The sequence below is a fragment of the Polaromonas sp. P1_G2 genome, assembly GCF_056405515.1.
In genome coordinates this window covers 1-21,477 of record NZ_JBFUBY010000033.1, presented here as the reverse complement: position 1 = coordinate 21,477, position 21,477 = coordinate 1, and the positions used below count along the sequence as shown (strand labels likewise).

Sequence of the window (21,477 nt, the reverse complement as noted above, 5' to 3'; positions counted from 1 at the left end):
GCCTATGCGCGCGCATGGGCAAAAGTTGAAGCGCAGGCCTCAGTTGCCCAGGCTTTTGCGAAAGTACCAGGACCAGAGCCCGTAAATTGCACCGAGCAGGGTGCCTGCCAAGCCGAGCAAAGTCAGATGGAAAAGCGGCCCATAGCTGTCAAGAAATCCCCATTCCGAGTCTTCGTACGGAGACCGGATACGGGGATTGTAAAAATACAGCGCGTCCCACCCTTGCGTCACTGTCGACGGATTCAGGACCACAAAAGCGCACACGCACACCACCAGGCAGGCCGCCGACCTGGACACAACAAAACGGAAAGCGGACATGGCGTTCAAGGAAGGCATCAGCTTCCTGTTCAGCAGCCAGAAAGCCACGGCGGCCAACACGGTAGGGAGCGGAACCTGGAATAGGGACCCAAGATTCCCGAACGACAGCCAGAACAGGAATTCCATCAGAAGCGGCCAGAACATCAGCGAGGGCGCCTCACTCCAGCGGAATTCGTTGCGCCCCAAGCCACCCCCCACCAGGCAATAGGCCACACCATATAAGGCAGGACCGGCAAAGACGAACATCAGCACCGTCGCACCCAGGCCGCTGAGCTTCCCCCGGGCCGGGCCGGCTACGCTCTTTGGATCAAGCGCTCCAGGAGCATCGTGAGTCATGAGGAAACCGACGCCGGTAAAAACTGCTGCAGCTCGGGCGGCAGGGGCGCCTGCAGGTGCACCACCTTGCGCAGCTTGGGATGGTTGAACTTCAGGCTCCAGGCATGCAGAAACATGCGTTTGAGCGGCACCGCGCCGGCTGCGGTTTTCTGCAGCGCCCGGTTCAGCTCGAAATCGCCGTATTTATCGTCGCCGGCGATCGGGTGGCCCTCATTGGCCAGGTGCACGCGGATCTGGTGCGTGCGGCCGGTCTTGATGGTCACTTCCAGCAGGGTGAAGGGCGTGGCGGGGGCCAACGGGCTGGCCGGAACCGCCGCCTTGACTTTCACCAGCGTCACCGAGCGCATGCCGTCGGGATGGTCGTTGTCGACCACTTTCACGCGCCGCTCGCCGTCAGGCAGCAGGTATTTGTGCAGCGCCTTGTCGATCACGCGGTGATTGGCGGGCCATGCGCCGCCGGCCAGCGCCAGGTAGACCTTGTCGGTTTCGCGCTCCCGGAACTGCTCCTGCAGCAGCTTGAGGGCCATGCGCCGCTTGGCGATCAACAAAATGCCGCTGGTTTCGCGGTCCAGCCGGTGCACCAGCTCCAGGAAGTCGGCCTCCGGCCGCGCCATGCGCAGCTGCTCGATCACGCCAAAACTCACGCCGCTGCCGCCGTGCACCGCCACGCCGGCCGGTTTGTCGATCGCCAGCACGAAGTCGTCTTCAAACAGGATGGGAAATTCGCGGGACGGCGCATAGCCGCCCGTGGTGGAACTGGCGCYATGGCGGGCGATTTCCTGTGCCATGGCCTCGGCTTTCTGCCCAGCCCGCTCCGAGGTGCGCACCGGCGGCAGGCGCACCACGTCGCCGGCTTCCACACGCGTATCGGCCTGCGCCCTGCCCTTGTTCACCCGGACCTCGCCGCTGCGGATGATGCGATAGACATGGGTTTTGGGCACGCCCTTGAGCTGGCGGATCAGGAAATTGTCCAGGCGCTGGCCGGCGTAGTCCTCGTCCACGGTCACCAGCGTGGCCTGGGGCGCTGCGGGGGCTGCTACCTGGGGAATGGGCGCCGCCGGGGTGGCAGGTGCAGACGCGGCCGCGGACGCCCATACCGGTGTTTTCCCGGGTTTCCTTGCCAAGCCCTTTGCTGACCCTATAATGTGTTTCACTAGCGATGCGCTGTAAGTGGTTGATTTGCCTGGAGTTTAGTCCACGCAAGTCCCCGGCCCTGAAAAGGCGAACAAGCAGCCTCGCTGGAAGGTCGATGCCCACGCCGGCAATTGCCCGCAAGCGACGAGTGCCAGGCACCTCGCGGCGAGCGTCTTTGCACGGTAGACGAGTCGACGTTTTGCGAACACAACTACGGAATACCATGTGTGCAGCCCAAGTCACGAACAACAGGCTGCACGCGGATCCAGCCGAGAACAAGTCCTTTAACGGGTAGCCCTCTGATGACAACACTGGTCAGTCTGATTTATATATGCCTGCGGCGCTTCACGACATTCGTGAACCCCGCATTCGGCATGAATCAGCCGCCGGCCTTTGTCCAGTGGGCGCAAGCAGCCGCGTTTTGCGCGGCACCCACCCGTTTGACCCCTGCTCGCTCCATCCACGCGCCTACGCCCAGACCACGTCGCTGACCGATTCATTTCGGTCGGCCGCGCGCTGTCAAAAGCTCTCCGGCAATTCCTCCACGTTCGCACTGCGTCCCTCCGGCGTCGTTGGCCCATTTTGGGCATGTGATTGATGTTTCAGACATGACATCAAAACGAAGAACGATAAGGAAGGCTACCCATGAAACGGATGCTGGTAAACGCCACTCAGGCTGAAGAACGCCGCCTGGCGATCGTCGACGGACAAAAACTCCTCGACTACGAAATTGAAATCGAAGGGCGCGAACAGCGCAAGGGCAACATCTACAAGGCCGTCGTCACGCGCGTCGAGCCCTCGCTGGAAGCCTGCTTCGTCGACTACGGCGAAGACCGCCACGGCTTCCTGCCGTTCAAGGAAATCTCCAAGCAGTACTTCGCCCAGGGCGTGCCGGTCAGCCAGGCGCGCATCAACGACGTCATCAAGGAAGGCCAGGAACTGCTGGTCCAGGTCGAAAAGGAAGAACGCGGCAACAAGGGCGCGGCCCTCACCACCTTCGTTTCCCTGGCCGGCCGCTATGTGGTCCTGATGCCCAACAACCCGCGCGGCGGCGGCGTGAGCCGGCGCATCGAGGGCGACGACCGGGCCGAGCTCAAAGAAGCGATGGACCAGCTCGAGTACCCCAACGGCATGAGCATCATCGCCCGCACCGCCGGCATCGGCCGCAGCGCGCCTGAGCTCCAGTGGGACCTGAACTACCTGCTCAAGCTCTGGACCGCCATTGACGGCGCCGGCAAGGGCGGCAAGGGCGCTTACCTGATTTACCAGGAATCCAGCCTCGTGATCCGCGCCATCCGCGACTACTTCAACAGCGACATCGGCGACATCCTGTTCGACACCGACGACGTCTATGAGCAGGCCAAGCAGTTCATGGCACACGTGATGCCCGAGCACGAGCACCGCGTCAAGCGCTACCGCGACGACGCGCCGCTGTTCAGCCGCTTCCAGATCGAACACCAGATCGAATCGGCCTATGCCCGCACCGTGCAGCTGCCTTCCGGCGGCGCCATCGTGATCGACCACACCGAGGCCCTGGTCTCGGTCGACGTCAACTCGGCCCGCGCCATCAAGGGCGGCGACATCGAGGAAACCGCCACCCGCACCAACCTGGAAGCCGCCGACGAAGTCGCGCGCCAGATGCGTTTGCGCGACCTCGGCGGCCTGATCGTCATCGACTTTATCGACATGGAAGAGTCGCGCAACCGCCGCGACGTCGAAAACCGCCTGCGCGACGCGCTGCGCCAGGACCGCGCCCGCGTGCAGTTCGGCACCATCAGCAAATTCGGCCTCATGGAAATGAGCCGCCAGCGCCTGCGCCCGGCCCTGTCCGAAGGTGCATCGATCCCCTGCCCGCGTTGCGGCGGCTCCGGCCACATCCGCGACACCGAAAGCTCGGCGCTGCAGATCCTGCGCATCATCCAGGAAGAGTCCCTCAAGGACAGCACGGCCTCGGTGCTGTGCCAGGTCCCGGTCGACGTGGCCTCCTTCCTGCTCAACGAAAAGCGCTCCGAGATCGCCAAGATCGAGGTCAAGCAGCGCATCAACGTGCTGCTGGTGCCCAACAAGACGCTGGAAACCCCCAACTACCGCCTGGAACGCCTGAAGCACGACGACCCTCGCCTGGACAACATCGCTGCCAGCTACAAGATGGCCGACGAAATCGAGGACCCGACCACCGTCACGCGCCGCAGCCAGGAAAAGCACAACAAGCAGGAGCCCATCATCAAGGGCGTGCTGCCCGATGCGCCCGCCCCCGTGGCCCCGCCCAAGCCCGAAGCCGTGCCGCACGCGGCGCCCAAGGCTGCTGCCGCCCGTCCCGTCCCTGCGGCCGCGGCACCCGCTGCTGAAAAAGGCTTTTTCGGCTGGATCAAGGGCTTGTTCGGCGGCGCCGAAGCACCAGCCCCTGCGCCTGCGGCCAAGGAAGTGAAAAAAGACGAGCGCGGCGAAGGCCGGCGTGACGGCCGTGGCGCTGAAGGCCGCGGCGGCGAGCGCGGCGAGCGTTCGGACCGTGGTGGCGAGCGCGGCGGCCGTGACGGCCGGCGCGGTGGCCGCGGCCGCAGCGAAGGACGTGGCGAGGGCCGCGGCGCTGAAGGCCGTAGCGAAGCCCGCCCCGAAGGCCGTGGTGAACGCGGTGAAGGCCGCGGCGGCGAGCGCCGTGAGCGCAATGCCGAAGGCCGCCAGGAGCGCCCAGCCGGTGAAGCCCGCGCCGAAGGCGCAGTCGACCAGCCACGCAGCGACACCCCCAACCGCGAAGGCGGCCGCAACCGCCGTGAACGCGGCGAGCGCGGCGAGCGCGGCGGTGAACGCACCGGCGAGCGCGGTGAGCGCATCCAGCGCGACGCCGTCGAGCAGGACCTCGCACTGGCCAACCAGGCCGCCATGGCAGCCGCCATGGGCGGTGACACCGGCGAAGCACGCCAGGAACGCGCACCCCAGGACGGCGAACGCCAAGGCAACCGTGAGCCGCGTGCTGACCGCGGAGAACGCGGTGAAGGCCGCCGTGAACGCGGTGACCGCAACGGCCGCCGTGGCGAGCGCCGCGGTGCAGACCGCCCTGAAGGCGCCGAAGGCCAGAACGCCCCCGCCGAAGGCGCTGTGGGCTTCAACCCTGACGCTCCCGCGGCAGCACCTGTGCTCGACGAAGCCGGCAATGTGATCGCTCCCACGGCCAACGGCCAGGGCGACGAACAGCGCCAGCCACGCGTGCGCCGCAGCCGCGACCGCTACGGCCGCGACCGGGATCGCCGCGAACGCGGTGAAAACGGCGAGCGCACCGAGCAGCAGCCCGCCGAAGGCAGCGTGGACGCAGCCCAAGCCGGTTTTGCCGAGCCCCGTCAGCAGCCGCAAGCCCCTGAAGAGCGCGCCCCGGCAGTCGCCGACTATGCGGCACCAGCGGCCGCCGTGACCCCCGCGGCGCCTTTTGTGCCCGCAGCGGCACCTGCCCCCGCCTACACGGCACCCGTGGCCGTTGCGGCATCGGCGCCCGCGCCAGCACCTGTAGCGGCCGCTCCGGCGCCCACACCGGTCCAGGCACCAGCACCCGCGGGCATCACCTTGCCCAAGGTCCAGTCCTATGCTCTGCCCCTCGATGAGCTGGCCCAGGTGGCCCAGTCCTCCGGCCTGCAGTGGGTGAATTCCGACGCAGCCAAGATCGCCGAGGTCAAGGCTGCCATCGCCGCCGAAACCAAGGCCGTGCACGTGCCGCGCGAGCGCCCGCCGCTGGTCGTGGCCGACGAAGGCCCGCTGGTGCTGGTCGAGACCAAGCGCGACCTGGGCGCGATGTCCCTGCCCTTCGAAAAGTCGGCGGGCCAGTAAACGCCCCGACCCCGGCCGCCTCGGCGGCCACCCCCTGAAAAAGCCCGCGAATGCGGGCTTTTTTTATGCCCCGAAACTGGCCCTAGAATCAGTCCAACAAAACGACAAAGGGGGGAAGACGATGGACAACCCGACGCATGATGCGCGTTACGCGCCGCCACAGGCCGTGGTGGAAGACGTGGCCGACGCGAACCAGGGCCTGCAGCTGGCCAGCCGCGTCGAACGGCTTGGCGCCGTGATCCTCGACACGGTCTTCCAGAGCCTGGTGCTCTGGCTGGTGTCGCTGGTGACACCCTACAACCCCTGGGCCACGCAAGGAGTCGGCGCGTGGTCCTTCAACCCGATGAGCATGGCCATCGGCGCCCTGATCTTCATCCTGCTCAACGGCTACCTGCTCGCGACACGGGGCCAGACCATCGGCAAGGTCCTGCTCAAGATACGCATTGTCCGGCCCTCGGGCGAAGCCGTTTCCCCCACGCGCCTGGCCTTGCGCTACGGCGCGGGCTTTGTGGCCGGCCTCGTCATGGCCGTGGTCTGGGTGTATTCGCTGATTGACTGCCTCATGATCTTTCGCAAGTCGCGCCGCACCCTGCACGACGAGATCGCCGACACCATCGTCGTCAAGGCCTGAGACCCACGCCTGTGGCCACCGCGCGCCTTGACACGCTTTACACGGCCGAAACGCCGGAGGGCATCACCCTGTCCCTGCGGCCCGCCGGCATCGTCGCGCGCGGGCTGGCCTACCTGATAGACCTGGCCATACGCGGCTGCCTGTTCATCGCCGTGGCCATCACGGTCGGCGTGATGGGCAAGGCCGGGGTGGCCGTGCTGCTGCTTGCGTATTTCGGCCTCGAATGGTTTTATCCCGTGGTGTTCGAGCTGACGCGCGCTGCCGCCACCCCCGGCAAGCGCGCCATGGGACTGCGCGTGGTGATGGATTCGGGCTTGCCGGTGACGCCCGCTGCCTCGCTGACCCGCAACCTGCTGCGCGCCGCCGAWTTCATGCCCGCGCTGTTCGGCGCTGGCCTGGTGTCCATGCTCTGGCGGAATGACAGCAAACGCCTGGGCGACCTGGCCGCCGGCACGCTGGTGGTCTTCACCGATGCCGTCAAGCTGCACGGCGAGGTGCCCCTGTCGCCGCCGCAGGCGCCCGCGCGGCCGCTGTCCGCCGCCGAGCAGGCCTCGGTGCTCGCCTGGGCCGGCCGCGCCACGCGGCTGACGCCCGAGCGCCTCGGCGAACTCGCCGCCCTGGCCGAGCCGGTGCTGGCCACGGGCACGCCGGGCAGCAGCGCCACGCAACGCCTGCTGGGCGTGGCGCAATGGCTCATGGGCCGGCGCGAAGGGGATGCGAGGCGATGACACCCCTGCAATTTGAAGCGGCCTATGCGCCGCTCTGGACCGAGCTCGAAACCGTCATCGGCGTCGCCGAAACCGAGCGCAAGTTCGACGGCGCCCGGCTGGCCACGCTTTACCGCCGCGTCTGCGAACACCTGGCGCTGGCGCAGGCCCGCGCCTACCCCGTGCACCTGACGCAGCGGCTGGAGACCCTGACGCAAAGCGCCCACCGGCTGATCTACCGGCGCCACGACTACGGCCTGGCGCGCCTCGGATGGCTGGTGCTGGTCGACTTCCCGCAGGCGGTGCGCGCGCACCGGGCCTACCTGCTGGTGTCGGCCCTGCTGTTCGTGGTGCCGCTGCTCGCCGCGGGCCTGGCCACCTACCGGGACCCGGGCTTCATCCTGCACCTGCTGGACGCGGCCCAGGTGCAGAACTTCGACAGCATGTACAGCGACGGCGCCAAGTCCTTCGGGCGCAACCGCGACGCCAGCGGCGACTGGCAGATGTTCGGCTTTTACGTCATGCACAACATCGGCATCGGCTTTCGCTGCTTCGCGGCCGGCATCTTCGGCGGCGTCGGCAGCGCCGCCGTGCTGCTGTTCAACGGCGTGCAGATAGGCGCCGTCGGCGGCTACCTGATCGCCTCCGGCCACGGGCAGAACTTCTGCTCCTTCGTCGTCACACACGGCGCCTTCGAGCTGACCGCCATCGTGCTCGCCGGCGCGGCGGGGCTGCGCCTGGGCTACGCGCTGATCGCGCCGGGCCGGCACACGCGGCTGGAGGCGCTGCGCCTGGCCGCCCGCCACGCCATCGTGGTGGTCTACGGCGTCATCGGCCTGCTGCTGATCGCCGCCGCCGTCGAAGCCTTCTGGTCCTCGGCGCGCTGGGTCACCCCCGCCGTGAAATACGGCGCCGGCGCGGCCTGCTGGGCCCAGGTGTTCGCCTACCTGGGCTGGCAGGGACGGCCGCGCGCAGGCGCCGCGCCCGCGGGCGAAGGGCAGCGCCATGCAGGTTGATGCGCTGGCCGTCGCGCTGCGGCCGCGGCCCATGGCCGAAGCCGCCGACCTCGGTGTCGCGCTGGTGCGCCGCCACGCCGGCTCCATCTGGCGCACCTTCCTGCCCCTGTATGTGGTGGTCATCGCGCTGGTGCTGTGCACCATCGAGTTCGCCTACTGGCTGCCCGGCCTGTTGATCTTCTGCCTCAAGCCCTGGTTTGACCGCAGCCTGCTGTTCATCCTGTCGCGCGCGGTTTTCRGCCAGTCCACGCGCTGGAAAGACCTCTGGGAGCAGCGTGCCCAGGTGTGGGGCGGGCAGTTGCTGCGCACCCTGCTGTGGCGGCGGCTGTCGCCCTGGCGCTCCTACACCCAGGCCGTGGACCAGCTCGAAGGCCAGCGCGGCGGCGCCAGGCGCAAGCGGCGCGACCAGCTGCTGCGCGGGCGGCGTGGCGCGAGCGCCGGCATGCAGCTGATTTTTTCCAACGTCGAGATCGCGCTGGAATTCGCCCTTCTCTCCATCCTGTTCTGGTTCGCGCCCGAGGGCACTCTCTCGGAACTCTGGCGCTGGCTGATCGCTTCCGAGTCCACACTGCAAAGCCTCAGCCTCGCGCTGGTCTACGCCTTCGCCGTCGGGCTGGTCGAGCCCTTCTTCGTGGCGGCCGGCTTCGCGATGTACCTGAACCGCCGCGTCGAACTCGAAGCCTGGGACATCGAGCAGGAATTCCGCCGCGCCTTCACACCCGCGCCGGCCGGGGGCAGCCCATGACTGCCGCGATACGCGTTCCCTGGCGGCGGACCGTGGCCTGCGCCGTGCTGGCGGGCTGTGCCATGGGCATGCCCTCGTGGGCCAATCCAGCCGCCGCGGCGCCGGGCGAAGCGCCCTCGCGCCAGCAGGTGCAGTCGGCCGCCGACCGGGTTCGCGCCGATCCCAACCTGCCCGGCAGCAAGAAAGAAAAAACCCTGAGCTTCAAGGACCGGGAGAAAAAACCCGAAGATAAAAAGAAGGAGCGCGACAGCTTCGGCTGGCTCAAGGATTTTGTGACCACAGTGTCCGAAGGCGCGCGCCTGCTGGTGTGGGCGCTGGGCGCGCTGGCCCTGGCCTGGCTGGTGGTGGGCATACGGCGCTGGGTGAAGGTACGGGCCGGCGGCGGACGCCACCGCATGGCGCCCCTGCCCAGCCACATCGGCAGCCTGGACATACGCCCCGAAAGCCTGCCCGACGACGTGGGCTCCGAAGTCGCCTCGCTGTGGCAGCGCGGCCAGCGGCGGCCCGCGCTGTCGCTGCTCTACCGCGGCGCGCTGTCCCGCCTGGTGCACCTGCACGAGGTGCCCATACGCCATGCCAGCACCGAGGGCGAATGCGTGGCGCTCAGCCAGGGCCGGCTGGCGCCCATGTCGCTGGAATTTTTCGCGCGGCTGGTGGCGGCCTGGCAGCTGGCGGCCTACGGCGGGCGCCTGCCGCCCACGGCTGGCGTGCTGGCGCTGTGCGATGAATTTGACGCGCGGCTGGGCGCGCCGGCCGGGCCGGCGAAGGCGGCGCCATGAGGGACCGGCTGATCCTCATCCTGCTCGGCGTGCTGCTGCTGGCCGGCGGCGCCTGGCTGGTGTCGGCCACTGAATGGATCGACATCGACGTCCCTACGCCGGCCAAGGGCGAGGCCCTCACCAACCCGCTGTACGCGACCGAGAAACTGCTGGGCGCCCTGGGGGCGAAAGTCGTGCGGCGCACAAGCCTGGACGCCATGCCGCCGCAGCAGGCGCGGCTGGTGCTGGTGTCGCGCAACTGGGACCTGTTTCCCGAGCGCAGGCAGCGCCTGCGCGCATGGGTGGCGCAAGGTGGACACCTGGTGATCCCCGGCTTCCTGGCCGGCCACGAATCGCTGAAGGGCTGGCTGCCCGTTACGGAGCAACGCCCCCTCAAGTTTGAGCCGCCCGCGATGCCGCCGCGCCCCTTAGGCAAGCCCGCCAAGGACACGGATTGCCGCGCGCTCGAGGAACCCGCCGACGTCGTGCCCAGTTACGGCGACAGCCGGGTGTTTCGCGCCTGCGGCGCGTACTTCAGCTCCCAGTACCTGCCGGTGAACCGGCAGGCCGCGCCGCTGTGGGCGCTGCAGGGCATGGCCGGCACCGAGGCGGTGCGCGTGCAGGTCGGCCAGGGCACGGTCACCGTACTCGGCGGCTGGGGCCTGCTGAACAACAGCAACCTGCTGCGCGCCGACAACGCCCTGCTGGCCGCCGCGGCGCTGCAGGCGCGCCCCGGCGCCGAGTTCTGGTTTGTGGCCGAAGAGGCCAGGGAACCCTTCGCGCCCTGGCTCTGGCACCAGGCCTGGGCGGCGCTGCTGCTGGGCTTGCTGGCCCTGGCACTGGCCCTGTGGCGCGCCGGCGTGCGCTTCGGCCCGCTGGCGCCTTCGGCCCCCGCCCACCGGCGCTCCATGGCCGAGCAGGTGCGCGGCACCGCGCGCTTCCTGCACATGCACGGGCCCAAAGCCCTGCATGCGGCCCAGCTTCGCGCGCTGCACGCGTCGGCCGCGCGGCAGCTGCCTCGCTTCTCGCAGCTGGACCCGGCGCGCCGCACCCAGGAGATCGCGCGCGCCACCGGCCTGGACGCGCAGGTGCTGGAACGCGCGCAGGCCGACAGGGCGCGCAACCGCGGCGCGCTGGCCGCCGACCTCGAACTGATAGAAACCGCCCGCCGGCGGCTCGATGCGCGCGAACCCGCCGCTTCACCGGCCCCTCCATCCGCTTCTTCATCCGCCTCTTCACCCTGAACCCGAGAAACCACCATGTCATCAATTCCCAACGAAGAACTGATACGCGCGGCCGAATGGCTGCAGACCCTGCGCCACGAAGTCGGCAAGGCCGTGGTCGGCCAGAAGGAAGCTGTCGACCAGACCCTGGTGGCGCTGGTCGCGTCCGGCCACGTGCTGATCGAGGGCGTGCCCGGGCTCGGCAAGACGCTGCTGGCGCGCGCGCTGGCGCAGGCCATGAGCCTGCGCTATGCGCGCGTGCAGTTCACGCCCGACCTGATGCCCTCGGACATCACCGGCCATTCGGTGCTGGACCCGTCGACCCGCGGCGAAACCGGCATAGGCACGCTGCGCGTGCACCAGGGGCCGGTCTTCACCCACTTGCTGCTGGCCGATGAAATCAACCGCGCGCCGGCCAAGACGCAGAGCGCGCTGCTTGAGGTGATGCAGGAATACCAGGTCACGCTGGAAGGCCGGGCCATGCCGCTACCGCGTCCCTTCATGGTGATGGCCACGCAAAACCCGATAGACACCGAAGGCACCTACCCCCTGCCCGAGGCGCAGCTGGACCGCTTCCTGCTCAAGATCAACATCGCCTTCCCCAGCCATGCCGAAGAAAAGGCCGTCGTGCAGCTCACCACCGGCCAGCGCGCCGGCAACCAGCTGCCGCTGGACGCCGTCAGGCCCTGCCTGGACGACGTGCAGGTGCTGGAACTGCAGCGCCTGGCCAGCCTGGTGCAGGCGCATGAACAGGTGATCGACTACGCGGTGCGCATCGCCCGCGCCACGCGCGACTGGCCCGGCCTCTCGTCCGGCGCGGGGCCGCGCGGCACCATGGCGCTGGTGCGCGCCGCGCGCGCCGCCGCGCTGATGGCCGGGCGCGACTTCATCACCCCCGACGACGTGGCGCGCCAGACCCTGCCGGCGCTGCGCCATCGCGTGATGATTTCGCCCGACGCGCAGCTCGAAGGCCTCAGCGTGGACGACCTGCTGCGCAGCGCCCAGGGCAGCGTGCAGGCGCCCCGCCTCTAAAGGCCGGCACGCATGCGCTGGCTGGTGATTCCCACGGCAGGCACGGTCCAGGCGCTGGCCGGCGCCGCCGTGGCCGCCACCCTGGCCCTGCTCGCCGGCCTGCCGGTGGGCACGGTGGCCATGCTGGCCGGCGCCGTGCTGCTGCCGGCGCTGGCCTGGGCCTTGTTCGACCTCTGGCGCAGCCTGCGCCTGTGGCGGCAGGCGCCGCTGCGCATAGAGCGCACCCTGCCCGGCGCTTTTTCGCTGGGCGTGCCGACCGTGCTCACGCTGGTGCTGGTCAACGAAGGCCCGCGGGCCTGGGCCGTCACCGTCTTCGACGAAGTGGACCCGCGCTTTGCCTTTGACGGCTTGCCGCAGTCCCTGCGCATCCCCCCAGCTTCGCGCGCGGAACTGCGCTACACGGTGACCGCGCGCGAGCGTGGCGTGGCCCTTTTCGGCATCACCCAGCTGCGCTGGCGCAGCCGCGGCGGCTGCTTTGAAGTGCAGCAGCCGCTGGGCCAGCCCGGCAAGCTGCGCGTGTACCCCAACTTCGCCGCGCTGGCGCGCTACGCCTGGCTTTCCGGCGACCGGCGGCTCGCCCAGATCGGCATCAAGACCTATGTGCAGCGCGGGCTGGGCACCGATTTCCGCCAGCTGGCCGACTACAAGACCGGCGATTCGCTGCGCCACATCGACTGGAAAGCCACGCTGCGCCACCAGCGGCCCATCGTGCGCGAATTCCAGGACGACCGCGACCAGTGCGTGTTTTTCCTGCTCGACTGCGGCCGCCGCATGCGCGCCGATGAAGGCGGGCCCGAGCAGGACGGCCAGGGCAGCAGCCATTTCGACGAGGCCCTCAACGCACTGATGCTGCTGAGCTATGTCGCCCTCAAGGAGGGCGACGAGGTCGGCGCCATGACCTTCGGCGGCGTGCCCGGGCAGCGCCGCGACTTCGCGCCGCGCAAGGGCGCGGCCACCCTTAACGCTCTGATGAACCGCCTGCACGACATCCAGCCCGGCGCCATGCATTCCGACTATCTGCTGGCCGCGCAGGAACTGCTACGCGTGCAGCGACGGCGCGCGCTGGTCATAGTGCTCACCAACTTCCGCGACGAGGACGCGGCCGAACTGCGCCCCGCGATCAAGCYGCTGCGCCGCCAGCACCTGGTGCTGGTGGCCAGCCTGCGCGAGCGCGTGCTGGGCCGCATCGCCGGCCAGGCCCTGTCCACCCCCGCGGACGCGGTGGACGTGGCGGCCGCCCACCTGTTCGCGCAGTCACGGCGCGACGCCTTCGCGCGCGTGGTCGGCCAGGACCCGCTCTCCATGGATGTGGAGCCGGCGCAACTGGCCGTTTCGCTGGTCAACCGCTACCACGCGGTCAAGCGCGCCGGGCTGCTTTAAGAACACGCTCCAGGGGGCTCCACACAGGCCCCGGCAACGGTTATCCTTCGGGTCTCAACAACAGGAGGGATGAGATGTCCGAAGCAGTGAACCCGTATGCCGCACCCAAGGCCGTGGTGGCCGACGTTTATGCCGATGAAGCGGGCGTGCAGCCCGTCAAGCTGTTTTCCGCCAAGGGGCGGGTCGGCCGGCTGCGCTACCTGGCCTACAACCTGGGCAGCTACATTCTCATGGTGGCGGCGGCCCTCGTGCTGGGCTTCATCGCCGGCGCCCTCGGCTTCCCCAAAGCAGCCGGCGTGCTCGGCGTGCTGGCGGTCATCCCCTATTTCATCTTCATCGTGCTGATGACGATACAGCGCAGCCACGACATGGGATGGACCGGCTGGACGGCGCTCCTGGCCCTGATTCCTTTTGTGGGGTTGATCTGGCTTTTGAACCCGGGCACCAAGGGCGGCAACCGCTTCGGCGCACCCCCGCCGCCCAACACCACGATGGTCAAGATCGGCGGCCTGGCCTTCCCCGTCATCATGGTCATAGGCATCATCGCTGCCGTCGCCCTGCCGGCTTACCAGGGGTACACGCAGCGGGCCAAGGCGGCCCAGGTGGTCAAGCCTTAATCTTGAAAAGCGCCGCTCAGATCTGCGCGGCGCGCTTGTAGGCCTGCGCGGCGGCGGCTTCGTCCTCACGCTGCTCGGCCAGCAAGGCCAGCGCGCGCCAGGCATTGCGGTGCAGCGCCACATCCTGCAGGGCCGGGGCGGCCTGCGACAGCAGTTGCCGGGCCTTGCCCCAGAGCTGGCGGTTCAGGCAGGCCATGCCCGCCAGGTACTGCAGGTTGGCGTCGCGCGGGCGGCTCAGCTGTGCCGCCTCGATGCGCGCCAGCCAGGCCGCGTCCAGCGAATCCAGGCCGGCTTCCAGCACGCTGATCAGCTTGATGCGCAGGTTGTCGCCGATGTCCGAGCGCGGCTGCATCATCGCGTCCCAGACCTGCAGCAGCCAGGCACGCGCCAGTTCCGGTTCGCCGTGCAGCGCCATCAGGCGCGACGCGGCGTGCACCACCAGCTCGGGCATGGCGCGTTCGCCCTCGTCGAGTGAGAACCAGGCCTGCTGCAGCTGCGCCGGGTCGTGCGCGTCGTTGAGCAGTTCCAGCGCCAGGCCGCGGACGATGCTTTGCGCCGCCGCCTGCGAAAACGCGCGGTGCTTGGCCAGCAGGCGCGCGGTTTCCAGCGCCTGCGAAGTCCGCCGCGCATGGCGCGAGGCGCGCAGTTTCATGCGCAGGGCCAGCGTGCGGCGCGATGCGCCCTGCGGCAGCTGGGCCAGCCAGTCGAGCGCGGCGCCGGCATCGCGGTCGTCCAGCGCCCAGCGCGCCGCGCGGAACTGCACGCCTTCGCGCACTTCCTGCGCGTGGCGCGGGGCCGAGCTTTGCAGCGCCTGGTGCAGGTGCTGGTCGCGCAGGCCCTTGTTCTGCAGGGACTGCGCGGCCTCGGCCACCAGCAGGTGGGCCAGCGCGCGCAACTGGCTGCCGCGGCTGGCGCTGTGGCCTGTCACGTGGCCGTAGTGGTCGGCCAGCGGGCGCAGGCTTTTTTCCTGCGCCAGCGCGTTTTGCGCCGATTTTGTGGAGCGTATGTAGCGCCCGGCCAGCAAGTGGGCCAGCGAATCCATCAGGGCGCCGTACATCGCGCGCTCTTTTTGCTGGGCGCGCCAGCGCCGCGCCTCGGCCGGCAGCGAGAACACCGCCGACACCGCGCGCAGCGCCAGGTACAGCACGAAAAACAGGCCGGCCAGCAACAGCACCATCAGGTTGAAGGAAATGTCGACCCGGTGCGGCGGCCAGAAGATGGTCACCACCGCCTGGTTGTTGCCCGCGAACAGCGCCACGGCAACCGCCACGCCAAAAAGGGCCAGTAGCCAGAGAGCGGCGCGCATGCGTGTGTCCTGCCTTTGGGAAATCAGCGGCCCGCGGCCGCCGTGGCCAGCGCGGCCATGGTTTCGTCAAGGCGCGGCAGCTCGCTGGTCTTGAGCTGGCCCTGCACCTGGGCCAGCAACTGGGCCGCGGCCTGTGTCTTGCGTGAGCTGGGGTCGAAATACTTGCCCAGCCAGGCGCCGGCGCTGGCAAGGTCGGCGCGCACGGAATCGGTCTGGCGCGACAGCAACGCCAGGCGCGCATTGAGCAGGCGCAGCTTGAGGTTCTCACGCAGGAAGAAAGACTGCTCGGGCGACAGCAGCGCCGCCTCGGGCTGCTCGATGCGGCTCACGCGCAGCAGCTTGCGCCCCTCTTCGCGCAGGTTGTCCAGCGTGCGCTGCGACCAGGCGTCGAACGAAAGTTTGTCGAACAGGCTCATCGAAGGCTTGTCGGCCGCCGGGGCGCTGGCGCCGGGGCGCACGGCGGGGGCGTGTGCCGGCGCACTCAGTGCCGGCGCCGCGCGCGGGGAATTGTTGGCCACCATGGCATTGGCCACCGGCAGCTCGTCGGCCATGCGGGCCAGCTCGTCGAGCTTGAGCATCAGCACCGGCACATCGGTCAGCGTCGCGGCCTTGATGCGGTCCATGTCGCGCGCGATGGCGCGCTGCAAGGGGTTCAGGCGCGGCTGGGCGGCGCGCGCCAGGCGCTGGTCGGCCGACTTCAGCGCGGCCAGCAGCGGCTCGGCGCTGCCCGTGAGCTGGGCTTGTTGCTGCGCCAGGCGCAGCGCGGACTCGACGTCCACCACCAGGTTTTCATCGCGCGAGCGCGACAGGCTCTGCATCAGTTCTTCGAGCTGGGTGCGCTGCAGGCTGACCTCGCTGATGCGGGTTTCCTGGATGGCCAGCCGCGCCGAAAGTTCGCGGGTGGCTTCCTGGGCCTGGCGCGCCAGGGCGCGCGCTTCGATGGACTGCGTGCCCGAATCCATGCTGCGGCGCGCCAGCTCTTCCTGGATGTTGCCGAGCTTCTGCCACAGCAGGCCGCTGGCCAGCAGGCCGCCGGCCGCCAGCACACCCACCCCCAGCGCCCACTTGCGGGGCACCAGCCAGACATCGGGAGCCGCGATAGGCGGTTCGGCCACGACCAGCGCACGCTCCAGCACAGGCTGGTTGTCGGGCGTGGGGGGCGTGGGCTGGGCTGTGTAGGGATCGCTCATGGATAAAGGGATTCTATCGAGGCCAATGTGTCCCTGATGTCCTTCAGGGCGGGACGTGACGCCACAACAACACCCCAGCCGGCGGCCCGCACGGCCTCTTCAATCCGCGGATGCGTGGCCACCGCGCGGGCCTTGCGCCAGTCGACGCCGGCCAGCGCCGGCAGGCGCGTGAGGTTGGCCAGCGCTTCCGAACTGCTGAACAGCCAGACCGAGCCGTCCGCGCTGGCGGCGCGCGCGCGCGCCAGTTGCTGCTCACTGAATTGGGGTGCCCTGCGCTGGTACACGCTGACAAAATCCACCCGCGCGCCGGCGGCTTCCCACTGGCGGGCGATCCAGTCGCGCCCCGACGACACCGCGGCGCCCGCGGCATCYGGGCTTTCGCCGCGCACCACCAGCACACGCCGGCCGCGCCAGTCACGCTCACCGACCACGGCCCACAGGGCTTCAGAGTCAAACTGCCCGGCGGAATCGTCCGGCGCGTCGACCTGCGCGGCGGGCACGCCCGCCGCCAGCAGGGCCGCCACGGTGCCCGGCCCGGGCGCCATCAGGCGCAGGGAGGGCGGCAAGCCTTCAGCGCCTGCCAGGGGAGTTTTGAAAAAATACTCGACCGCATTGCCGCTGACGAACATGCAGGCCGCATAACGGCCCAGCGCCTGCCGCGCCTGGGCCAGCGCGGCGCTGTCGGCCGCGGGGGCGATAGCGATGAGCGGCAGGGCCTCGGCCGCGAAGCCCTCCTGCCGCAACTGCTCCACCCAGTGCCGCGCATCGGCCGCCGGCCGCGTCACGATGACGGGGGCCGCACCGGCCGCAGGCACCGGCATCCGCGGCATCAGGCGTCCGGGCCTTTGCCGGCCCACACGGCGCCGCCGGCGCGCAATTGCGCCGCCACGGCTTCGCCCAGGGCCTCGGCCTCGGCGAAATTGCGCACCTGGGCGGTCCGATTCACCTGCACCAGCGGGGCCAGCGGGCCGGCGGCGGCCTGGGTGGGCGCCTCGGCCGTGGCCGGGTCGCCCCAGGCGGCGTTGAGTTGCATCACACCGCCCGCCGCCGCGCCCGGCGTGAAGGCCGCCAGCGGCATGGAGCAGCTGCCGCCCATGGCGCGCGAGACGGTTCGCTCGGCCGTCACGGCCAGCCAGGTCGGCATGTGCGCCAGCGAGGCCAGCGCGGCCAGCAGGTCGGCACGGTCGGCGCGCACTTCAATGCCGAGCGCGCCCTGGCCCGCGGCGGGCAGCATCTGGGCSGGTTCRAAGGTGGCGCGTATGCGCGACTCCAGGCCCAGGCGTTTCAGGCCCGCGGCCGCCAGCACGATGGCGTGGTACTGGCCTTCGTCGAGCTTGCGCAGGCGCGTATCGAGGTTGCCGCGCAGCGGCTGTATCACCAGGTCGGGCCGCAAGGCCTTGAGCAGCACCAGCCGGCGCAGGCTGGAGGTGCCCACCACCGCGCCCTGCGGCAGGTCGGCCAGGCCGGCGAATTGATTAGACACAAAAGCATCGCGCGGATCCTCGCGCTCCAGCACGCAGGCCAGGGCGAAGCCCTCTGGCAGGTCCATGGGCACGTCTTTCAGCGAATGCACGGCGATGTCGGCCCGGCCTTCGCTGAGCGCCACCTCGAGTTCCTTGACGAACAGGCCCTTGCCGCCGACCTTGCTCAGCGAGCGGTCCAGGATCTGGTCGCCCTGGGTGGTCATGCCCAGCAGTTCGACCTGCCAGCCCAGGCGCGCCTGCAGCAGCGCCTTCACATGCTCGGCCTGCCACAGGGCCAGGCGGCTCTCGCGCGTGGCGATGACCACCTTCTTGATACCAGGGGGGTTGGGTTCAGACACAGCGGACACTCGTAACCTGCTTGTAATACATGGGGGGAAGTGAATGCTAGCATGCGAGGATCAAGAACTAGAGGGTAGAGATGGTCACTTCCGCGCGCGCCAAGAAGCTACAACAACACGCCGGTGAGGGCGCCAGGGACGGCACCGCAGCCGCCGTTCCCAAGGCCTCCACCCGCTCGCGGGACAACGAAAGGCCGCTGGTTGAAGATATTCGCCTGCTGGGCCGCATCCTCGGCGACGTGATCCGTGAACAGGAAGGCGTGCCCGCTTACGAGCTGATCGAGCAGGTGCGCAAGCTGTCGGTCACGTTCCGGCGCGACGCCGACCCCGAAGCCGACAAGGCGCTCAAGAAGTTGCTCAAGGGTCTGTCGGGCGACCAGACCGTCAGCGTGATCCGCGCCTTCACCTATTTCAGCCACCTGGCCAACCTGGCCGAAGACCGCCACCACATACGCCGCCGCGCCGTGCACGAACGCGCCGGCGACACCCAGGAAGGCAGCATCGAAGTGGCGCTGGCCCGGCTGCGCTGGGCCGGCATCTCGACCCGTACGATCTCCAACACGCTGGCGCACAGCTTTGTCTCGCCGGTGCTCACCGCCCACCCCACCGAAGTCCAGCGCAAAAGCATCCTCGATGCCGAGCGCGACATCGCCCAACTGCTGACCGCGCGCGACGACATCAAGGCCCTGGCGCTGGCCCACAACGCCGCCAAGGACGCCCTCACGCCGCGCGAGCTGGCCGCCAACGAAGCGCAGCTGCGCGCCCGCGTGATGCAACTGTGGCAAACCCGGCTGCTGCGTTTTTCCAAGCTCACCGTGGCCGACGAAATCGAGAACGCGCTCAGCTACTACGAAGCCACTTTCCTGCGCGAGATTCCCAAGCTCTACGCCAACCTCGAGCGTGAACTCGGCAACCAGCCGGTGCACAGCTTTTTGCGCATGGGCCAGTGGATAGGCGGCGACCGCGACGGCAACCCCAACGTCAGCGCCGAGACCCTCAACTACGCCCTGGGCCGGCAGGCCGAAGTGGCGCTGCGCCACTACCTGACCGAGGTCCACTTCCTGGGCGGCGAACTCTCGCAGTCGGCCATGCTGGTCGATTTCAGCCCCGAAATGCGCGCCCTCGCCGAAAGTTCGCCCGACACCAGCGAGCACCGCAAGGACGAACCCTACCGCCGCGCCCTGACCGGCGTCTACGCCCGCCTGGCCGCCACCCTGAAAGACCTGACCGGCGGCGAGGCCGCGCGCCACGCCGTCGCGCCGCAGAACGCCTACCTGAAGTCCGAGGACTTCCTGGCCGATTTGCGCACCATAGAAACCTCGCTCCGGGCCCACCACGGCGAAGCCATCGTCGCCCAGCGCCTGCGCCCGCTGATACGCGCGGTCGAGGTCTTCGGCTTTCACCTGGCCACGGTCGATTTGCGCCAGAGCTCCGACAAACATGAGGAAGTGGTGGCCGAATTGCTGGCCGTCGCGCGCATCGAAGCGCACTACGCCAAGCTCGATGAAGCCGCCAAGCGCGTGCTGCTGGTGGGCCTGCTCAACGACGCGCGGCCGCTGCGTGTGGTCGGCAGCGACTACTCGGCCCATGCGCAAAGCGAACTGGCGATTTTCGAGGCCGCACGCACGGCGCGCGCGCGTTTCGGCAAGGAGGCGATACGCCACTACATCATCAGCCACACCGAAACCGTGAGCGATTTGCTCGAGGTGCTGCTGCTGCAAAAGGAAGTCGGCCTGATGCACGGCACCCTCGACGGCAACGCCACCAACGACCTCATCGTGGTGCCACTCTTCGAAACCATCGAAGACCTGCGCAATGCCGCGCCCATCATGCGCGAGTTCTACGCGCTGCCCGGCATCGCCCAGCTGGTCAAGCGCAGCGGCGCCGAGCAGGACATCATGCTCGGCTACTCCGACAGCAACAAGGACGGCGGCATCTTCACCAGCAACTGGGAGCTCTACCGCGCAGAGATCGCGCTGGTCGAGCTGTTCGACGTGCTGGCCAACTCGCACAACATCCAGCTGCGCATGTTCCACGGCCGCGGCGGCACCGTGGGCCGCGGCGGCGGCCCCAGCTACCAGGCCATCCTGGCCCAGCCACCCGGCACAGTGCGCGGGCAGATACGCCTGACCGAGCAGGGCGAGGTCATAGGCTCCAAATACGCCAATCCCGAGATCGGCCGGCGCAACCTCGAAACCCTGGTGGCCGCCACGCTGGAAGCCACGCTGCTGCAGCCGACCAAGCCGGCCACCAAGGCCTTTTTGCAGGCTGCGGCCGGCCTCTCGGAAGCCAGCATGGCGGCCTACCGCGCGCTGGTCTACGACACCCCCGGCTTCACCGAATATTTCTTCAGCGCGACACCGATACGTGAAATCGCCGAACTCAACATCGGCTCGCGCCCGGCCTCGCGCAAGGCCTCGCAGAAGATCGAAGACCTGCGCGCCATCCCCTGGGGTTTCAGCTGGGGCCAGTGCCGCCTCACCCTGCCCGGCTGGTACGGTTTCGGCTCGGCCATCGCGCAGATGCTGAACGAAGGCGGCACGCCCGCCGCGCGCAAGGAAGCGCTGGCCCTGCTGCAGAAGATGTACAAGCAGTGGCCCTTCTTCCGCACCCTGCTCAGCAACATGGACATGGTCCTGGCCAAGAGCGACCTGGCGCTGGCCTCGCGCTATTCCGAACTGGTGGGCGACGCGCGCCTGCGCAAAAAAATCTTCAGCGCCATCGAAGCCGAATGGCACCTCACGGCCGAAGCGCTGGGCCTGATCACCGGCGAAAAACAGCGCCTTGCCGGCAATGCCGCGCTGCAGCGCTCAATACGCCACCGCTTTCCGTACATCGACCCGCTGCACCATTTGCAGGTTGAGTTGGTGCGGCGATATCGGGCTGGGCAGGCTGACCAGCGGGTACAGACGGGGATTCATATTTCTATTAACGGGATTGCTGCGGGCCTGCGCAATACGGGGTAGGGCCGGTTCTTGCTCCGGCGGTGCGCTCTCTGCTGAGGGCGGTTGGCCGGGGTTGCCCGGCAGCAAGTAACTTTCTTTTGCTTCGCCAAAAGAAAGTCACCAAAGAAAAGGCGACCCGCAGTCTGGGTCCCTACGCTTCGCTWCGGGCAACCTGCGGTGCTCGACTACGGCGGGGTCTCGCGCAAACTCGCTTCGCTCARACAAGCGCGATCCCTGATCCGCCTACGTCTGCGCTCCTCGGCCCAGCCAGGACGGGGCAATCGGGAKCRGGGACAAAACACAAAGAACAAACCAAATACAAACAAGGACTCGCCAAGGCGAGTCCTTGTTTCTTAGGTATTGGTATTCCCTCCCCACCCCTTGTGGATGCGCCGAGGAGCGCAGGTTCAGGCGGATCAGGGATCGCGTTGTCTGAGCCGAAGGCGAGTTTAGCGAGACCCCGCCTGAACCGAGCACCGCAGGTTGCCCGTAGCGAAGCGA

General features: G+C 68.6%; 17 protein-coding genes. 11 read left to right on the top strand and 6 right to left on the bottom strand.

The window, feature by feature from the left end; translation table 11 throughout:
• Positions 1-39: 39 nt before the first annotated feature.
• Positions 40-654 carry a hypothetical protein gene (locus AC1D0P_RS05665; protein WP_477675812.1) on the bottom strand — a complete coding sequence of 205 codons (615 nt, stop codon included), beginning with the start codon at positions 652-654 and terminating at the stop codon, positions 40-42.
• Entirely contained in the window at positions 651-1,808 is a 1,158-nt protein-coding gene (locus tag AC1D0P_RS05660; RefSeq protein WP_477675811.1) for an RluA family pseudouridine synthase, read from the bottom strand. Before AC1D0P_RS05660 ends, AC1D0P_RS05665 begins: the two co-directional genes overlap by 4 nt.
• A 625-nt stretch (positions 1,809-2,433) precedes the next feature.
• Here AC1D0P_RS05660 and AC1D0P_RS05655 point away from each other — a divergent pair.
• The 10 genes from AC1D0P_RS05655 to AC1D0P_RS05610 all read left to right on the top strand — a co-directional run bounded on the left by AC1D0P_RS05655 (position 2,434) and on the right by AC1D0P_RS05610 (position 13,713).
• On the top strand, positions 2,434-5,604 hold the full coding sequence (locus tag AC1D0P_RS05655; RefSeq protein WP_477675810.1) for an Rne/Rng family ribonuclease: 3,171 nt from the start codon (positions 2,434-2,436) through the stop codon (positions 5,602-5,604).
• Positions 5,605-5,725: 121 nt separating this feature from the next.
• Positions 5,726-6,235 (top strand): RDD family protein, encoded by a 510-nt coding sequence (locus AC1D0P_RS05650; protein ID WP_477675809.1) that lies wholly within the window; start codon positions 5,726-5,728, stop codon positions 6,233-6,235.
• 11 nt (positions 6,236-6,246) lie between these two features.
• Complete coding sequence (locus AC1D0P_RS05645; RefSeq protein WP_477675808.1) at positions 6,247-6,963, top strand: RDD family protein; 717 nt, start codon at positions 6,247-6,249, stop codon at positions 6,961-6,963.
• The gene (locus AC1D0P_RS05640) at positions 6,960-7,958 is read left to right on the top strand and encodes a stage II sporulation protein M (RefSeq protein ID WP_477675807.1); all 999 of its coding nucleotides are present in this window, start codon (positions 6,960-6,962) and stop codon (positions 7,956-7,958) included. The genes AC1D0P_RS05645 and AC1D0P_RS05640 overlap by 4 nt, the downstream gene beginning before the upstream one ends.
• Positions 7,948-8,703: a hypothetical protein gene (locus AC1D0P_RS05635; protein ID WP_477675806.1), complete on the top strand. Its 756-nt coding sequence runs from the start codon at positions 7,948-7,950 to the stop codon at positions 8,701-8,703. The genes AC1D0P_RS05640 and AC1D0P_RS05635 overlap by 11 nt, the downstream gene beginning before the upstream one ends.
• Positions 8,700-9,482, top strand: a complete 783-nt coding sequence (locus tag AC1D0P_RS05630; RefSeq protein ID WP_477675805.1) for a DUF4129 domain-containing protein — start codon at positions 8,700-8,702, stop codon at positions 9,480-9,482. The genes AC1D0P_RS05635 and AC1D0P_RS05630 overlap by 4 nt, the downstream gene beginning before the upstream one ends.
• The gene (locus AC1D0P_RS05625; protein ID WP_477675804.1) at positions 9,479-10,705 is read left to right on the top strand and encodes a DUF4350 domain-containing protein; all 1,227 of its coding nucleotides are present in this window, start codon (positions 9,479-9,481) and stop codon (positions 10,703-10,705) included. Before AC1D0P_RS05630 ends, AC1D0P_RS05625 begins: the two co-directional genes overlap by 4 nt.
• Before the next feature lie 15 nt (positions 10,706-10,720).
• Positions 10,721-11,716, top strand: coding sequence for an AAA family ATPase (locus tag AC1D0P_RS05620; RefSeq protein WP_477675803.1), 996 nt, complete (start codon positions 10,721-10,723; stop codon positions 11,714-11,716).
• 12 nt (positions 11,717-11,728) lie between these two features.
• Positions 11,729-13,096 (top strand): DUF58 domain-containing protein, encoded by a 1,368-nt coding sequence (locus AC1D0P_RS05615; RefSeq protein WP_477675802.1) that lies wholly within the window; start codon positions 11,729-11,731, stop codon positions 13,094-13,096.
• Positions 13,097-13,170: 74 nt separating this feature from the next.
• Complete coding sequence (locus AC1D0P_RS05610) at positions 13,171-13,713, top strand: DUF805 domain-containing protein (RefSeq protein WP_477675801.1); 543 nt, start codon at positions 13,171-13,173, stop codon at positions 13,711-13,713.
• A gap of 16 nt (positions 13,714-13,729) precedes the next feature.
• On the opposite strand, the gene AC1D0P_RS05605 is transcribed toward AC1D0P_RS05610, so the two are convergent.
• Genes AC1D0P_RS05605 through hemC form a run of 4 tightly spaced genes read right to left on the bottom strand, consistent with a single transcriptional unit; the run spans position 13,730 to position 18,040 of the window.
• A complete protein-coding gene (locus tag AC1D0P_RS05605) occupies positions 13,730-15,019 on the bottom strand; it encodes a heme biosynthesis HemY N-terminal domain-containing protein (RefSeq protein WP_477675800.1) in 1,290 nt (429 codons plus the stop codon).
• Between the two features lie 23 nt (positions 15,020-15,042).
• Positions 15,043-16,209 (bottom strand): uroporphyrinogen-III C-methyltransferase, encoded by a 1,167-nt coding sequence (locus AC1D0P_RS05600; protein ID WP_477675799.1) that lies wholly within the window; start codon positions 16,207-16,209, stop codon positions 15,043-15,045.
• Complete coding sequence (locus tag AC1D0P_RS05595) at positions 16,206-17,039, bottom strand: uroporphyrinogen-III synthase (RefSeq protein WP_477675798.1); 834 nt, start codon at positions 17,037-17,039, stop codon at positions 16,206-16,208. The genes AC1D0P_RS05600 and AC1D0P_RS05595 overlap by 4 nt, the downstream gene beginning before the upstream one ends.
• Positions 17,039-18,040, bottom strand: coding sequence for a hydroxymethylbilane synthase (hemC, locus tag AC1D0P_RS05590; RefSeq protein ID WP_477675797.1), 1,002 nt, complete (start codon positions 18,038-18,040; stop codon positions 17,039-17,041). The genes AC1D0P_RS05595 and hemC overlap by 1 nt, the downstream gene beginning before the upstream one ends.
• A 71-nt stretch (positions 18,041-18,111) precedes the next feature.
• Here hemC and ppc point away from each other — a divergent pair, with 71 nt between their 5' ends.
• Positions 18,112-20,997, top strand: coding sequence for a phosphoenolpyruvate carboxylase (ppc, locus tag AC1D0P_RS05585; RefSeq protein WP_477675796.1), 2,886 nt, complete (start codon positions 18,112-18,114; stop codon positions 20,995-20,997).
• Positions 20,998-21,477: the final 480 nt, after the last annotated feature.

Coding starts and splice junctions, on each gene's coding strand:
- AC1D0P_RS05665 (WP_477675812.1), bottom strand. CDS start 654: ATGACTCACGATGCTCCTGGAGCGCTTGATCCAAAGAGCGTAGCCGGC.
- AC1D0P_RS05655 (WP_477675810.1), top strand. CDS start 2,434: ATGAAACGGATGCTGGTAAACGCCACTCAGGCTGAAGAACGCCGCCTG.
- AC1D0P_RS05650 (WP_477675809.1), top strand. CDS start 5,726: ATGGACAACCCGACGCATGATGCGCGTTACGCGCCGCCACAGGCCGTG.
- AC1D0P_RS05640 (WP_477675807.1), top strand. CDS start 6,960: ATGACACCCCTGCAATTTGAAGCGGCCTATGCGCCGCTCTGGACCGAG.
- AC1D0P_RS05630 (WP_477675805.1), top strand. CDS start 8,700: ATGACTGCCGCGATACGCGTTCCCTGGCGGCGGACCGTGGCCTGCGCC.
- AC1D0P_RS05625 (WP_477675804.1), top strand. CDS start 9,479: ATGAGGGACCGGCTGATCCTCATCCTGCTCGGCGTGCTGCTGCTGGCC.
- AC1D0P_RS05620 (WP_477675803.1), top strand. CDS start 10,721: ATGTCATCAATTCCCAACGAAGAACTGATACGCGCGGCCGAATGGCTG.
- AC1D0P_RS05610 (WP_477675801.1), top strand. CDS start 13,171: ATGTCCGAAGCAGTGAACCCGTATGCCGCACCCAAGGCCGTGGTGGCC.
- AC1D0P_RS05605 (WP_477675800.1), bottom strand. CDS start 15,019: ATGCGCGCCGCTCTCTGGCTACTGGCCCTTTTTGGCGTGGCGGTTGCC.
- AC1D0P_RS05600 (WP_477675799.1), bottom strand. CDS start 16,209: ATGAGCGATCCCTACACAGCCCAGCCCACGCCCCCCACGCCCGACAAC.
- ppc (WP_477675796.1), top strand. CDS start 18,112: ATGGTCACTTCCGCGCGCGCCAAGAAGCTACAACAACACGCCGGTGAG.